Source organism: Mesorhizobium sp. UC74_2, from assembly GCF_042701485.1.
Classification (GTDB): domain Bacteria; phylum Pseudomonadota; class Alphaproteobacteria; order Rhizobiales; family Rhizobiaceae; genus Mesorhizobium.
Window position 1 is genome coordinate 5621961 of the sequence record NZ_CP170562.1, and the last position, 14686, is coordinate 5636646.

The 14686-nt window shown below is 62.0% G+C and carries 15 protein-coding genes; 5 read left to right on the forward strand and 10 right to left on the reverse strand.

Translation table 11 applies throughout. The annotated features are described in order from the left end of the window. Positions 1 to 2: 2 nt before the first annotated feature. On the forward strand, positions 3 to 650 hold the full coding sequence (locus ACFJIU_RS27345) for a septation protein A (RefSeq protein ID WP_379073240.1): 648 nt from the start codon (positions 3 to 5) through the stop codon (positions 648 to 650). Between the two features lie 159 nt (positions 651 to 809). Next, positions 810 to 974, forward strand: a complete 165-nt coding sequence (locus ACFJIU_RS27350) for a DUF1127 domain-containing protein (protein ID WP_129412452.1) — start codon at positions 810 to 812, stop codon at positions 972 to 974. Between the two features lie 93 nt (positions 975 to 1067). Here ACFJIU_RS27350 and ACFJIU_RS27355 read toward each other — a convergent pair whose 3' ends face one another. The 5 genes from ACFJIU_RS27355 to ccmA form a co-directional block, all read right to left on the reverse strand. Further along, positions 1068 to 1958, reverse strand: coding sequence for a bile acid:sodium symporter family protein (locus ACFJIU_RS27355; RefSeq protein ID WP_379065274.1), 891 nt, complete (start codon positions 1956 to 1958; stop codon positions 1068 to 1070). A 193-nt stretch (positions 1959 to 2151) separates the two neighbouring features. Further along, positions 2152 to 2730: a DsbE family thiol:disulfide interchange protein gene (locus ACFJIU_RS27360; protein ID WP_379065276.1), complete on the reverse strand. Its 579-nt coding sequence runs from the start codon at positions 2728 to 2730 to the stop codon at positions 2152 to 2154. A gap of 14 nt (positions 2731 to 2744) precedes the next feature. Next, on the reverse strand, positions 2745 to 2912 hold the full coding sequence (ccmD, locus tag ACFJIU_RS27365; RefSeq protein ID WP_379065278.1) for a heme exporter protein CcmD: 168 nt from the start codon (positions 2910 to 2912) through the stop codon (positions 2745 to 2747). A 120-nt stretch (positions 2913 to 3032) separates the two neighbouring features. Continuing rightward, a complete protein-coding gene (gene ccmB / locus ACFJIU_RS27370; protein ID WP_379065280.1) occupies positions 3033 to 3698 on the reverse strand; it encodes a heme exporter protein CcmB in 666 nt (221 codons plus the stop codon). Beyond that, complete coding sequence (gene ccmA / locus ACFJIU_RS27375) at positions 3698 to 4306, reverse strand: heme ABC exporter ATP-binding protein CcmA (protein ID WP_379073241.1); 609 nt, start codon at positions 4304 to 4306, stop codon at positions 3698 to 3700. Before ccmA ends, ccmB begins: the two co-directional genes overlap by 1 nt. Positions 4307 to 4595: 289 nt before the next feature. On the opposite strand from ccmA, the gene acnA reads away from it, so the two are divergent. Together acnA and ACFJIU_RS27385 are read left to right on the forward strand one after the other, a co-directional pair. Further along, positions 4596 to 7286, forward strand: coding sequence for an aconitate hydratase AcnA (gene acnA, locus ACFJIU_RS27380; protein ID WP_379065282.1), 2691 nt, complete (start codon positions 4596 to 4598; stop codon positions 7284 to 7286). Positions 7287 to 7465: 179 nt separating this feature from the next. Beyond that, positions 7466 to 8233: a DUF1223 domain-containing protein gene (locus ACFJIU_RS27385; RefSeq protein ID WP_379065284.1), complete on the forward strand. Its 768-nt coding sequence runs from the start codon at positions 7466 to 7468 to the stop codon at positions 8231 to 8233. A 51-nt stretch (positions 8234 to 8284) separates the two neighbouring features. Here ACFJIU_RS27385 and ACFJIU_RS27390 read toward each other — a convergent pair whose 3' ends face one another. Next, complete coding sequence (locus ACFJIU_RS27390; RefSeq protein WP_379065286.1) at positions 8285 to 9142, reverse strand: PhzF family phenazine biosynthesis protein; 858 nt, start codon at positions 9140 to 9142, stop codon at positions 8285 to 8287. A 12-nt stretch (positions 9143 to 9154) separates the two neighbouring features. Further along, on the reverse strand, positions 9155 to 9502 hold the full coding sequence (locus ACFJIU_RS27395; protein ID WP_379065288.1) for an ArsR/SmtB family transcription factor: 348 nt from the start codon (positions 9500 to 9502) through the stop codon (positions 9155 to 9157). 513 nt (positions 9503 to 10015) lie between these two features. On the opposite strand from ACFJIU_RS27395, the gene ACFJIU_RS27400 reads away from it, so the two are divergent. Further along, positions 10016 to 10402, forward strand: a complete 387-nt coding sequence (locus ACFJIU_RS27400; RefSeq protein ID WP_379065290.1) for a DUF2794 domain-containing protein — start codon at positions 10016 to 10018, stop codon at positions 10400 to 10402. Between the two features lie 30 nt (positions 10403 to 10432). Here the strand turns inward: ACFJIU_RS27400 and ACFJIU_RS27405 are convergent, their stop codons facing one another. The 3 genes from ACFJIU_RS27405 to ACFJIU_RS27415 all read right to left on the reverse strand — a co-directional run bounded on the left by ACFJIU_RS27405 (position 10433) and on the right by ACFJIU_RS27415 (position 14669). Further along, entirely contained in the window at positions 10433 to 11002 is a 570-nt protein-coding gene (locus ACFJIU_RS27405; protein WP_379065292.1) for a GNAT family N-acetyltransferase, read from the reverse strand. A 106-nt stretch (positions 11003 to 11108) separates the two neighbouring features. Then, positions 11109 to 11888 carry a Bax inhibitor-1/YccA family protein gene (locus tag ACFJIU_RS27410; RefSeq protein ID WP_129412460.1) on the reverse strand — a complete coding sequence of 260 codons (780 nt, stop codon included), beginning with the start codon at positions 11886 to 11888 and terminating at the stop codon, positions 11109 to 11111. Positions 11889 to 12119: 231 nt separating this feature from the next. Further along, positions 12120 to 14669 carry an ABC transporter permease gene (locus tag ACFJIU_RS27415; RefSeq protein WP_379073242.1) on the reverse strand — a complete coding sequence of 850 codons (2550 nt, stop codon included), beginning with the start codon at positions 14667 to 14669 and terminating at the stop codon, positions 12120 to 12122. Positions 14670 to 14686 lie beyond the last annotated feature (17 nt).

Here is a 14686-nt window from a genome sequence, read left to right on the forward strand (position 1 = left end):
TGATGAACGAACCCATTCTCGAAAAAGACCCCTCCGATCCACGCAAGAAGGCGTTGAATCCCGGCCTGAAGTTCCTGCTGGAGCTTGGGCCTGGCCTCGTCTTCTTCTTTGTGACCTTGCGCGGCGAGTGGCTGGCGCAGAAGTTCCCGGTGCTGGCGGAACTTGGCGAGCCGATCCTGATCGCCACGGCCTTCTTCATGGCCGCGACGGCGATTTCACTGAGCGTCTCCTGGCTTTTGACACGCAGCCTGCCGATCATGCCGCTGGTATCCGCGGTGGTGGTTTTCGTGTTCGGCGCGCTGGCGATCTGGCTGCAGGACAAGACCTTTGCCTTCATGAAGCCGACCATCATCAACTCGCTGTTCGGCGCGGTGCTGTTGGGCGGGCTGCTGTTCGGCAAGTCGCTGCTCGCCTATGTGTTCGACACGGCCTTCAAGCTCGATGCCGAAGGCTGGCGCAAGCTCACCTTCCGCTGGGGCCTGTTCTTCTTCTTCCTGGCCGCGGTCAACGAAGTGGTGTGGCGCAACTTCTCCGAGAACACCTGGCTCTACTTCAAGGTGTGGGGCATCATGCCGATCACGCTGGTGTTCACCCTCAGCCAGATGCCGTTGATCATGCGGCATTCGGTTGAGGAAAAAGCGGAAAAGTAGCCCTTCAATCGATTAATTCGGCATTAACCGGCCATGCGCAGGGCGCAATGCTGCATTGCAGCATCTTGTTTTGCAATGCACACGAACTATGTCATGGTGGAATTGAAAAGGGAGGACTAACCGCCGCGCCAATGCGGCCAATCGCGAAGGAATTTCGCCATGATCCTCGACCTCGTGTCCCGTGCTCGTGACAGCATGAACAAGCGCAAGCGCTACAACCAGCTCGTCAACGAGATCCAGAGCCTGACCGACCGCGACCTCGCCGACTTCAACGGCAACCGCGCCGAGATGCTCTACAACGTTCGCAAGCAGATCTACGGTTAAGCCTGCTTGTCGCATGTTGCGCGGCGAATTCCTGGCGCTCGATGTGAAAGTTCTGGAACCCGAAAGCCGGCCGGCTTTCGGGTTCTTTTGCTATCAGGACAATCTCTGTGCGGCGGCCGATGCTGTCTGCGCCCGCTTCAGCCAATAGCCGAAGATCGCAGCGGTAACGAAGGCAATGACCCCGTAGATCGCCGCCGGCACCGCCATGGTCGCATTGTTGAGCAGAAGCGGGCTGAGCGCGATGGCGATCGCCAGCGTGCCATTGTGGATGCCGATTTCCATGCCGATGGCGGTCGCCTGGCGTCTGTCGATACCCGCCACACGTGGCACGCAATAGCCGACCGCCAGGCTGACAAGGTTGAAGGCGAGCGCGGCAAGGCCGACCACCGGGCCCCAGGTCATGGCGGTCTCCCATTCCTGGACAAGCGCCACCACAACCACCGCGAACAGGAACAGCATCGACAGGATCTTCACCGGCTGTGCCATGCGCGCGGCGAAGGCCGGGAAGCGACTGCGCAGCCACATGCCGATCAGCACCGGCCCGAGCACGATGACGAACACCTGCACCACCTTCGCGAACTGCAGCGGAATAGCCTGGTCGCCTGTCATGAAATGCGCGAGCGACCAGTTGACGATCAAGGGCAGCGTGGCGATCGACAGGGCCGAGTTGATTGCTGTCAGCGTGATGTTGAGTGCCACGTCGCCACCGGCGAGATGGCTGTAGAGATTGGCTGACGTGCCGCCGGGGCTGGCCGCCAGCAGCATCATGCCGACAGCCAGTGCCGGCTCGAGTTCGAACAGGTAGATGAGGGCAAGGCAGGCCAGCGGCAGGATCAGCGTCTGGCAGATCAGCGCCACGATCACAGCCTTCGGTTTCTGGAGAACGTCGCGGAAATCCTGGAGCGTCAGCGACAGGCCGAGACCCAGCATGATGACGCCGAGCGCGAGCGGCAGAAAGATTGTCAGCGCGGAGCTGTCCTGCATGGAAGTCCTCTCCCCTTTTAGACTGCGCGCGCCGTTGTGGCGCCCTCCCTTGCAGCCATTGCGGGAAAGGTAATCGAAAAGCCGCTTGCTTGCCTATCAGGCATGCGGCCAAGTCGGCTTACCATGGGTCAAGTCGATCGACGGTGCAGGCTCAGGGGTAAAGCATCCTCTGCGCCGAGTAGGACGCGGTGCTTCAGTCGGCCGCCAGCGCCTTTTCGATTTCGGGCAGCAGCAGTGCCTTGGCGGTCTGCGGGGTCAGCGGCCCGACATACTTGAAGGCGACCTTGCCGTCCTTGTCGATCAGGAAGGTTTCAGGCACGCCATAGACACCCCAGTTGATCGCGGCGCGCCCGTTCGCATCGACGCCGATGACGTTGAACGGATTGCCGAGTTCGCCGAAGAAGCGGCGCGCATTCTCCGGCTTGTCCTTGTAGTTCAGCGCGGCCATCACGAAGCGTTTGTCCTGGGCAAGTCCCATCAGCACCGGGTGCTCCTCGCGGCAGGGCACGCACCAGGAGGCGAACACGTTGAGCAGGGTGACCTGACCCTCGAACTCTGAGGAATCGAGACCCGGCAGGCTGCTTCCCTCCAGCGGCGGCAGGTTGGTCTCCGGCGCGTCCTGGCCGATGAGAGCCGAAGGGATGGCGGAAATGTCGCGTCCGGACAGCAACTGGGACAGGAACAGGCCAGCGAGACCGAGGAAGATCGCCAGCGGCAACAGCAGGATCGGCTTGAAACGACGGCGTCGGGGCGCTTCTGTCTGTTCGCTCACTTAAAATACCGCTTTCATGATCTGGCCGCCTTGTCGGAGCGACGGCGAACGCCGGCCGATTCCAGCTCCGCCAGTTCCCGGTTACGGGCCCGCTGGTCGAGCAGGATCCAGCCGATCAACCCAGCCAGGGCAATGGCAGTGATGCCGTAGGCGGCAGTTACATAAAGGGCGTGTGCACTCATGCGTAGCCTCGCGCGCAATCGACAGGCAGACTGTCTTCCCGGCCCTTTGCGATCATGCCTACCCTTAGCCCTCGCCTTTTGAGGGCGCAATCCGGCGCCACGCCGCACCCCAAAACGCCATCAGTCACCGCTATGGCGCAATGCCAGGGCGGCGGCCAGTGGTCCGATGACTGCCAGAAACAACGTCAGCGCGGCAAGAATGAGGAAAGGCTGCAAAAAAGGATCGGGATCGTTGACGGCACCGTAGCTGGCCGAGACGCCGAAGATCAGCACAGGAATGGTGATCGGCAGAACCAGCACCGAGATCAGCAGTCCGCCACGCGGCAGTGCCACCGCCACCGCCGCACCCGCGGCGCCGATGAAAGTGATTGCGGGGGTGCCGACCAGCAAGGTCAGCGCGGTGGCACCGATGCCGGTCGGGGTCATGTTCATGAACAGGCCGAGCAAGGGCGAGGCCACGACCAGCGGCAGCACGCTGACTGTCCAATGGGACAGGCATTTGACGAAGACGGTGAGAGCCAGCATGTGGCGATCACGGTTGAGCACCAGCAGGTCGAGCGATCCATCCTCGCGTTCGGCCTGGAACAGCCGGTCGAGGCCGAGCAGGGAAGCAAGCAGCGCCCCGATCCACAGGATCGCCGGGCCGATGCGCGCAAGCAGGTTTAGATCCGGGCCGACACCGAAAGGAATGGTGGCGATGACGGCCAGGAAGAAGATGACGCCCGTCAGCGCACCACCGCCGGCACGGAAGCCCAGTTTGAGATCCCTGACATAGAGGGCAAGCATCAGGATTGCCCTCCCATCTCCAGCGTCCTTGCCGTTCTCAGACCCAGCGGCAGGTGGGTCGCGGCGATAACGATGCCTCCGGCGGCGCAGTGGGCGTTGATCAGGCCGGTGAAACGCTGTTCCGATGCCTTGTCGAGGCCTGCGGTCGGCTCATCCAGCAACCAGGCCGGACGATGCGAGACCAGCAGCTTGGCGATGGCGGCGCGGCGGCGCTGCCCGGTCGACAGGTAGCCGAAAGGCAGGTGGCCGATGCCATCCAGCCCGACCGCATCAAGTGCCTCGGCGATGCCGAGCCGGCCTTCTCCACAGAAGTGCCGCCAGAAGGCGAGGTTCTCCGTCACTGTGAGTGCCGTCTTCATCGCGTTCTGGTGGCCGAGGTAGTGACAGGCGGAAGCAACGCTTGGGAAAGCCTCGCCACCCTCGGCGATTCGCATGCTGCCGGCGGCCACAGGCAGGAAACCGGCGACGACGCGCAGCAGCGTCGACTTGCCGGAACCGTTGGGTCCAGTGACCACGAGGCTCTCGCCGCCTGCGATAGAAAAGTCGATGCTGTCGAAAACGGGCTCTCCGCTGCGCTCTCCGCTCAGATTTTCGGCGATAAGCCGCATCATTTCCCCTTCGCCGAAAGTCTGACTGGCAGTGCATTGCGTCGCAACAAAAATGCCAATTCCCTGTCTAGAACTATTCAATCATTTTCTCTATATGCACCCTTACCAACCCCAGCGGTCGGGGAAGGCAAAATGAATTTGCGCCGAACCAGCGCACGCGCCGCCTTGAACGGCTCGGGTTGCTTGGGAGCGGACAGCGGAAATGGCCGTACCCGCACCTTTGCGCGTGATGAGCATGCCCATCGGAGTCCGTTCCCTTTCAGGCTGAACAGACAAGGATGGATCGCTCGTGTCCAAATCACTAGACAGTTTCAATTGCCGCCGGACCCTGACCGCAGGTGGCGGAGAATATGTATATTTCGACCTCACCGAGGCCGAAAAGAACGGCCTGGCCGGGGCGTCGAAGCTCCCCTATTCGATGAAGGTTCTGCTGGAGAACCTGCTTCGCAATGAAGACGGCCGCTCCGTCACCAAGGAAGCGATCCAGGCTGTCGCGGCCTGGCTGACCGACAAGGGCAGCGCCGGCGTCGAGATCGCCTACCGCCCGGCCCGCGTGCTGATGCAGGACTTCACCGGGGTTCCGGCCGTGGTCGATCTGGCAGCCATGCGCGACGGCATCGCCGCACTCGGCGGCGACCCGGAAAAAATCAACCCGCTCGTGCCGGTCGATCTGGTCATCGATCACTCGGTCATCGTCGACGAGTTCGGCACGCCGATGGCGTTCGCCCGCAATGTCGAGCTGGAGTATCAGCGCAATGAAGAGCGCTACAAGTTCCTGAAGTGGGGTCAGCAGGCATTCCGCAACTTCCGCGTCGTGCCGCCCGGCACCGGTATCTGCCATCAGGTCAATCTCGAATATCTCGGCCAGGTGGTCTGGACCAACAATGAGGATGGCGAAACCGTCGCCTATCCGGACACCTGCGTCGGCACCGACTCGCACACCACCATGATCAATGGTCTCGGCGTGCTGGGCTGGGGCGTCGGCGGCATCGAGGCGGAGGCTGCCATGCTCGGCCAGCCGGTCTCCATGCTTCTGCCCGAGGTCATCGGCTTCAAGCTCACCGGCAGGCTGAAGGAAGGCGTGACCGCTACCGACCTGGTGCTCACCGTCACGCAGATGCTGCGCAAGAAGGGCGTCGTCGGCAAGTTCGTCGAATTCTTCGGCCCTGGCCTGTCCAACATGACGCTGGCGGATCGTGCCACCATCGGCAACATGGCGCCCGAATATGGCGCGACCTGCGGTTTCTTCCCGGTCGACGGCGAGACCATCCGGTATCTGACCATGTCCGGCCGTCCGGAAGATCGTATCGCGCTGGTCGAGGCCTATTCCAAGGCGCAGGGCATGTGGCGGCACGATGGTTCGGCCGATCCGGTCTTCACCGACACGCTCGAACTCGACCTCGGCTCGGTGGTACCTTCGATGGCCGGCCCGAAGCGGCCCGAAGGCCGCGTCGCGCTCGAAGACATCCCGGCTGGTTTCGCCAAGGCGATGGAGACCGAGTACAAGAAGGCCGCCGAGATGCACAAGCGTTACGCGGTCGAAGGCACCGACCATGACCTCGGTCATGGCGATGTCGTCATTGCCGCCATCACCTCGTGCACCAACACGTCCAATCCTTCGGTGCTGATCGGCGCCGGCCTGCTGGCCCGCAATGCCAACCGCCTCGGCCTCAAGCAGAAGCCCTGGGTGAAGACGTCGCTGGCGCCCGGCTCGCAGGTCGTGGCCGAATATCTGGAAAAGTCCGGCCTGCAGAAGGAGCTGGACCAGATCGGCTTCAACCTCGTCGGCTTCGGCTGCACCACCTGCATCGGCAATTCCGGCCCGCTGCCTGGCCCGATCTCCAAGACCATCAACGACAAGGGCCTGATTGCTGCCGCGGTCTTGTCCGGCAACCGCAACTTCGAAGGCCGCGTGTCGCCGGACGTGCAGGCGAACTATCTCGCCTCGCCGCCGCTGGTGGTTGCCCATGCGCTTGCCGGCACTGTGACCAAGGATCTCACCAAGGAGCCGATCGGCGAAGACCGGAACGGCAAGCCGGTCTATCTCAAGGACATCTGGCCCACCTCGGCCGAAATCCAGGAGTTCATCGAGAAGAACGTCACGCGCGAGCTGTTCGCCCGCAAATATGCCGACGTCTTCAAGGGCGACGAGAACTGGCAGAAGGTGCAGGCTCCGAGCGGCCAGACCTATGCATGGGACGACAAGTCGACCTATGTGCAGAACCCGCCTTATTTCGCCGGCATGGGCAGCAAGCCCGGCCATATCAGCGACATCAAGGGTGCCCGCGTGCTGGGTCTGTTCGGCGACAAGATCACCACCGACCACATCTCGCCGGCGGGTTCGATCAAGGCGGCCTCTCCGGCCGGAAAGTACCTCACCGACAATGGCGTCGGCGTCGCCGACTTCAACCAGTACGGCACGCGACGTGGCAACCATGAAGTGATGATGCGCGGCACCTTCGCCAACATCCGCATCCGCAACCACATGCTGGGCGAGAACGGGCGCGAGGGCGGCTACACCATCCACTATCCGTCCAAGGAGGAGATGTCGATCTACGACGCAGCCATGGAATACCGCAAGGAAGGCGTGCCGCTGGTGATCTTTGCCGGCGTGGAATACGGCAACGGCTCCTCGCGCGATTGGGCGGCCAAGGGCACCAACCTGCTCGGCGTGCGTGCCGTCATTGCCCAGTCGTTCGAGCGTATCCACCGTTCGAACCTGGTCGGCATGGGCGTCATCCCCTTCACCTTCGAGGAGGGAACGTCGTGGGCCTCGCTCAACCTGAAAGGCGACGAACTGGTCGAGATCGACGGACTTGAGACCATCAGGCCGCGCCAGAAGATGGTTGCCAAGGTCACTTTCGCTGACGGCACCGTCAAGAATGTCCCGATCCTGTGCCGCATCGATACGCTCGACGAGCTCGACTATTACAAGAACGGTGGCATCCTGCAGTACGTGCTGCGCGACCTCGCAGCCTGATCCGACAAGCATATCCAAAAAGAGACCGCCGGAATGAAAGTTCCGGCGGTCTTGTTTTGTGGAAACAGTTGTTTTGTGAACGAAAGAATTTCACCGCAACGTGACTTCCGGTTGAGCGTCGCTTCTGGCAGTAATTCAGAAAACACGAACATGCCGGCCATGCTGGCGGGACCAGAAATATGTCCTCTCGGAAACCATTGCTGCTGGCTGTTGCCGGGCTGGCGGTATCGACGCTCGCAACCGCGGCTCAGGCGAAGGAGCCGGTGCGACCCCTCGGGGTCGTGGAGCTGTTCACCAGCCAGGGCAACAAATCCTGCCCACCTGCCGATCGTTACCTGGCGGAGATCGCCGCCAAGGGTGATGTGATCGCGCTCGCCTACCATGTCGACTATTGGGACTATCTCGGCTGGCAGGATTCGCTCGCGCGCAAGGAGAACACCGAGCGTCAATACGGCTACATGCGCTCCTTCAAGGGTCGTTCCGTCTATACACCGCAAGCGGTCATCAACGGCCGCGCCGACGTCAACGGCGCCAGCCGCGAAGCCATCAGCGGCGCCCTGACGAGGCTGAACAAGACCGGCGAAGGCATGCGGATCGACATCACGGTGACCAACACCGGTGACGGCATCTCGATCGAGGCCGGTAATGCGCCCAGCGATGCCGCCGGCATTCCGGTAAAGGCGCATGTCGTCATCGTCTATTTCAATCCACCGCAGGTGGTGAATGTCGGCAACGGCGAAAACAACGGCCGCAAGATGACTTACTGGAACGCCGTTTCCAATGTCCAGACCGCCGGCATGTGGTACGGCAAGGCACAGCGCTACGATCTGCCGGCGAGCGAGATCGCCAAGGCGGCCGGTTCCGCCGTGCTGTTGCAGTCGGTCGGCCGCGATGGGGAACTCGGCCCGATCATCGGCGCGTCCTTCATCCGCAGGCCATCCGTCTGATCGCGGCCAGGTCGGTTAAAGACCTCAATTTTCTGGGATCATGTCACCGTGTCACGGTGCGACCATCACGCCGTGACCGACGATTGCTACCTTGCCACCCACCTTTACGGATGTGACGTTGTCTGGTGCCCCATGCGGCTCGACGATGAGTTCGCTCGGTCGTCCTGCAAAGCGTCCCTGGTTCAGCGTGAAGGCTTTTCCCGATTGGGCGCCACAATAACGAAGGCAATAAGCGCCAATGGTTCCCGCTGCGCTTCCCGTGGCGATATCCTCGATGATGCCGTCATTGTTCCAATGGCGTATTTCGCAGGCTGTCCGGTCGAAGAGCACGGCGAATTGAGCACCCCGTGCGGCGAGGAACCCGCTGATGTCAGCCTTGATCCTGGCTCGGGCCAGCACTTGCGGACCCACAGGTACGATCAGATAGCGCAGGCCGGTGCTTATGACGGCCGGTGGCAGTGTTGGATCGAGATCGGCAAAGCTCAGGCCAAAAGCCGCGGCGATCTCGTCAGACGTCGCGACCTCGCCGAAGAACTGGGCCGGACCTTGATCGAGCAAACCGAAATAACCCGAGCCATTTCGCTGCGTGACAACCGTGACGCTCTTGTCGGCGAGGTTGAATGTCCATCGCTGGTCTTCCTCGCGCTCCGCTGTTTCGTGCAGGGCAGCCGCCGCGCCGATGATGGGGTGGCCGGCGAAGGGCAGTTCCTCGATCAGGTCGAAAACGCGGGCGCAATAGGTCCGGGCGTCCGCCGCGGCTTCCAGGAAGATGGCTTCGAAATGCCGGAGCTCGCGGGTGATCGTCTGCATCTGATCGGCGTTCAGGCCGGCGCTGTCGAGAAACACCGGCAGGCTGTTGCCGGCGTAGGCGTGAGGTGCGAACACGTCGACATGCAGATAGGACAGCACGGATAACCTCCGTTAGAGATTGCTGGCGAGATCGTTGGTGAAGCGAGCGATCTCCTCTTCGTTGCGCCGGTAAAAGGTCCAGCCTTTCCTGCGCGTTGCAATCAGCAGGCCACAGTCGGTCAAAAGGGTCAGATGGCGTGAGGCGGTTGCCGCGGCGATTTCGAGTTTGTCGCGCAGAAAGTCCGCGCAGACACCGTCGAGCACGAGATCGCCATCCTCCTGCGGGGGGAAGTTTGCAACGGGATCCTTGAGGTAGCCCAGCACAGCCAGCCGCACCGGGCTGGCAAGTGCCTTCAAAGCTGTAAGACGGCGCCTGGATAAATCATTCGCTTCGTTATTTCGCATAAATACGAAATACATACAGCGAGCGTCACGAGTCAAGGCGCTGCGATGGTCGGGCAGCCCGCGACATCGCAAACGTAGCGTGATTGTCGGCCTGCTTTGCCAAGGATATCTGTCGCAGGTCCGGTCGAAATGGGTGTTAAAATGTAAAAACCGACGTCAGTTCAGGCCCGACGCCGGTTGGAAACATCCAAATTGTCGCTGCGACTTTCCTGATTGAAAGCCGAGGTTGGTTCGATCCGACTCAGACCCGTGGGCGGGGGGCTTGGGGTTTACGAGCCAGTGCCGGACCGAACCGTCTCAGGCAACACCCGCAAGTTCGTCGGACATTGGGGCGACAACGCGGATAAAAGACGGCGAGAATGTGGCAAGGAATCACCAATTCCAACACATCGTTCGCAAATGTGAGTAGACGTGCGCTCCATTGGTGACGGCTGCTGACGTCGTGAACAGATTCGTGTGCGCCCTTGCAATTGCGATCCGAAAGCGCGACCCTGTTGCCAGCAAACGATTCAGCCTGAGGACAAAGGCATGATGGACCGTGGTGGCGGGACGGAGGATGGGGAAGCATCCGCAATACTGATCCCGCTACACGAGGCACGACGCGAGCGCCTCGATATGCCGGTCGCCTTCGAGCGACGTGAACTCGATCTCATTCTCCGTCTGTACGGGCGCATGGTTGCAGCCAATGAATGGCGTGACTATGCCATCGATCATCTTGCCGACCGGGCGGTTTTTTCCGTCTATCGTCGTGCATCGGAAGTGCCCTTGTTCCAGATCATCAAGGATCCGAATCTCGCGCGGCGCCAGGGTGCCTTTGCCGTTGTCGCTGCGGGCGGCCGTATTCTGAAACGTGGCCATGAACTTGCCCGCGTGCTTGGCATCTTCGACACCAAGCTCAAGCTGGTAAAGGCTTGAAAGCCTGAGTTATCAAGCGGTTGCCAGAGCTTAGCCTTGCCGGAATTTCCGCTCCGGCAACGATGCCGGGTCCGGCGGCAGCGTAGCGCCGCCGTTCAGTTCGAGCTGCATGAACACCGTATCCAGCCAGCGCTCGTGCTTGTAGCCCGAGCCGACGAGGCGTCCGGAGTGACCGAAGCCGAGCCTCTCGTGCAGCTTCACCGAGGCGCTTTCGGGGTGGCCGTCACCGATCACGGCGATAATCTGGCGGAAGCCCAGCGCCCGCGCCGCCTCGATCAGCTGTTCCATCAGGCGCCGTCCGACGCCCCGGCCCTTCGCTTCGGGCGCGACATAGACGGAATCCTCGACGATGAAACGGTAGGCCTGACGTGGCCGGAATGCGCCGGCATAGGCGTAACCGAGAATGGTCCCGTCCGAATCAGTCGCAACCAGATAGGGAAAGCCGCCGGCCCGCAGTGATTCGTAGCGTGCGCCCATCTCCTCCCTGCCCGGGGGGACAAGTTCGTAAGACGCCGTGCCATTGTCGACGGCATCTGCATAGATTTCGGTTATCCGGTCGAGGTCGGCTGGTTCCGCATCGCGGATCGTCAAGTTGCTCATTTATTGTGCACTCGTATCTACTGCCTTCAATAACAGCAAATCCGCGTTCAAAAGAAAAGGGCGGCCGTTGGGCCGCCCCTTCGATTTCGCTGGTCCAGCGCGTCGGTTAGCGACGATCACCCATGAACTGCAGCAGGAACATGAACATGTTGATGAAGTCGAGATAGAGCTGCAAAGCACCCATGATGGCCTTGCGGCCAGCGACGAGGGTGTCGTCGTTCTCGTAATACATTTCCTTGATCTTCTGGGTATCGTAGGCGGTGAGGCCGGCGAACACCAGCACGCCGATCGCCGAGACGGCGAAGGACAGCGCGGAGGATTGCAGGAAGATGTTGATCACGGAGGCGATGATCAGACCGAACACGCCCATGATCAGGAACGAGCCCATCGCGGTCAGGTCACGCTTGGTGGTGTAGCCGTAGAGCGACAGCGCACCGAAGGCGGCCGCGGTGGCAAAGAAGGTCTGAGCGATCGACGCCGTCGTGTAGACGAGGAAGATCGACGACAGCGACAGACCGACCAGGCCGGCATAGATCCAGAAGGTGGTCTGCGCGGCCGAAACGCTCATCGACTGCACGCGGAACGACAGGAAGAACACTGCGGCAAGCGGAGCGAGGATGACGACCCAGCGCAGCGGCGAAGCGAAGATGGCGTAACCGAACGAAGTCAGCATGTCACCGCTCGGCAGCGTTGCGACGGCCGAGGCAGGGTCGCTCGTGGTGGCCAGCATCACGGTGCCAACGGCGGCAAGGCCGGTGATCAGCAGGCCAAGGCCCATAAGGTTGTAAACCTTGAGCATATAAGCGCGCAGGCCTTCGTCGATGCCGGCGTCGGCACGGGTTCCAGCCGGCACGCTACGCGTTTGATAGTTGCGGAAGTCAGACATGGATTCCTCTGTTGCTCTGCCCCGTCGGGTGTCCGGTTCCTCGAACGAAACCCAGGCGCCGCTGGCGGGGCTCCAGCATGCCTGCTCGAAATATGAGGGTTATTGCCGGCAAGAACAAGACCGTAACGGCCTGCAACGCTTCGTGAGCGGCCAGGACGCGCCGTTTTTAACCAAAACAGGCCATTTCTTACCGAAAATTAATCAAAAGCGCCCAGCTGGCGGCCCCTTGCGTCAAAGGCTGCGCAATACGGGAGCTGCCTTCTGTCCGAGAATTCGCCACGTGCCGATGAGGCCGATGCCGACGGTGACGACCAGCGAGAGCACGATCGTGCCGATCGCTACTTCGGGCAGGAAAGTCCACGGTAGCGTCATGACATTCGAGATGACGAACCAGGCCGCGATGCCACCGGCAAAAAGGGCGAAGATGGCGGTGGCAAGTCCGATCAGCATGTATTCAAGCGAAAAGGCAGCGATCAGCGTACGCCGTGTCGCGCCCAGGGTCTTTAGCACCACCGCGTCATGCACGCGCGCCCGGTTGCCGGCAGCCAGCGCACCCGCCAGCACGAGCACGGAGGCGATGAGCGCCACGCCAGCCGCGGCGCGGATCGCGGTTCCGATCTGGCCGACCAGCTGATTGACGACGTCGAGCGCGTCCTTGACCCGGACGGTCGTCACCGTCGGATAGGCGCGGGTCACGGCATTGAGCAGGCGAGCGTCATCGGTAACGGTTGCCGATTTGTCAGACAGCGTGGCCAGCCAGGAATGCGGCGCGCCGGCGAAGGTGTTGGGCGAGAACACCATGACAAAATTGATGCCCATGCTTTCCCATTGCACGCGGCGGAAGCTGGAAATCCTGGCCGTGATGTTGCGGCCGAGCACATTGACAGTCACCGTGTCGTCGAGCTTCAGTCCAAGCGCCTTGGCCTCGTCGGCCGAGAAGGAAACCAGCGGTTCGCCCCGATAATCGGCCGGCCACCAACTACCTTCGATCAGCGTGGCGTTCTCGGGCTTGGCAGGAGCATAGGTGACGCCTCGGTCACCCCTCAGAACCCAGGCCGCTTCGGGTGGCACCTTGACCTTGTCGACGGGGACACCGTTCAACGCCATGAGCCGGCCCCGCAACATCGGCACCCTGGCCAGCGTACCGGAAGGAGCTTCCTTGCCGACCAGGGCGGCGAAGGCATCGACATCGGCTGCCTGGATATCGACGAAGAAGAAATTGGGCGCGCGCTCGGGCAGGTTGCCGCCGATCTGGCGCCGCAGATTGCCGTCGATCAGCGCCAGCGTCACCAGGAGGGTCAGTCCCAGGCCCAGCGACAGAACGACCGAAGGCGTCAACGCGCCCGGCCGATGGATGTTGCCGACCGCAAGCCGCAGCGCCGTCGAACGCACACGTGGGCTCTTCCTGGCGATGAACTGGACGAGTGTGCTCACAACGCGCAGCACGAGGAAGGAAAATACCGTCGCGCCCACGAAGATAGCGGCAATGCGGCGATCATTGGCCATGAAGATCGCCAGGGTTGCCAATGCGATTGCAATGGCAAGCGCTATCACGACGTAGGGCAGCCTCGGCAGGCCGCGGCTTTCGAAGCCCATTTCCCGAAACAGGGCTGTTGCTGGCACGTCACGGGCACGGCCGAGCGGCAGCAGTGCGAAGACAAGCGTCACCATCAGACCGAACAGTGCCGCAAGGGCGAGCGAACCGGGATAAAAACCACCTTCCGCAGGCACCGGAATGACGGACTGCAGTGCCGTGCTCGCGGCAAAGGGCATCGCTGCCCCGAGCAGCAGGCCGGCAACGATGCCAAGCCCTGAAATCATCAGGATCTGAACCAGGTAGACGAAGAAGACGAAGCCGCCGGAAGCACCCAGGCTCTTGAAGGTGGCAATCACCGCACGCTTGCCGTCGAGATAGGCGCGCACGGCGTTGGCGACGCCAACGCCGCCGACCACAAGCGCCGTCAGGCCAACCAAGGTCAGGAACTGTGAGAAACGCTCGATGTTGGATGACAGAGCAGGTGCCGCATTGGTGCGGTTGCGGATGGACCAGCCCGCTTCGGGGAATCGCTCGGTCGCCTGCCGGCGAACGGTTTCGATGTCGGCTTCGCCGGCACTCCCGGGCAGGCGCACCTTGTAGGCGTTTTCAACCAGGCTGCCCGGCTGAACCAGACCAGAGGCCTGGAGGCCGTCGCGGGAGATGAGCAGGCGTGGCGCGAAGCCGAAACCATCGGAGACGGCGTCCGGCTCGCCGATCAGCCTGGCGCGCAATTCGAACGTGGCGTTGCCAAGTTTGACGCGGTCGCCGAGCTTCAGATGAAGCCGTTCAAACAGCAGGTCAGGTGCCGCGGCTCCGAAGACATCGCCAGACTGTCCAAGCAGCGCCGCGTGCGCGAGGGGCGGTTCGGTCTGCAGCGCACCATAGAGCGGATAGGCGTCGTCAACCGCCTTGGCCTCGACCAGTGCCTGGTCGGAGCCGTCCGGCAGGCGTGCCATCGAACGCATGCCGGAGCTTTCCGACACCGCGCCAAGTCCATCAAGAAACGCCCGTTCCGCCGGGCTTGCTTCGCGCTGGTTCAACTGGAAGCGGATGTCGCCCCCGAGAAGCGCCTGGCCCTGGGTCGCGACGCCATCCGAAATGGAACGCGCCACCGAATTGACCCCGCCGATAGCCGCAACGCCGAGCGCAATGCAAGCGAGGAAGATGAGAAAGCCGGACAGGCCGCCACGCATCTCGCGCAGTGAAAACCGAATGGCCAGGGCCAGGGTTCGGGCCGGTGAAATCGTCTGGGTCGCTGCGT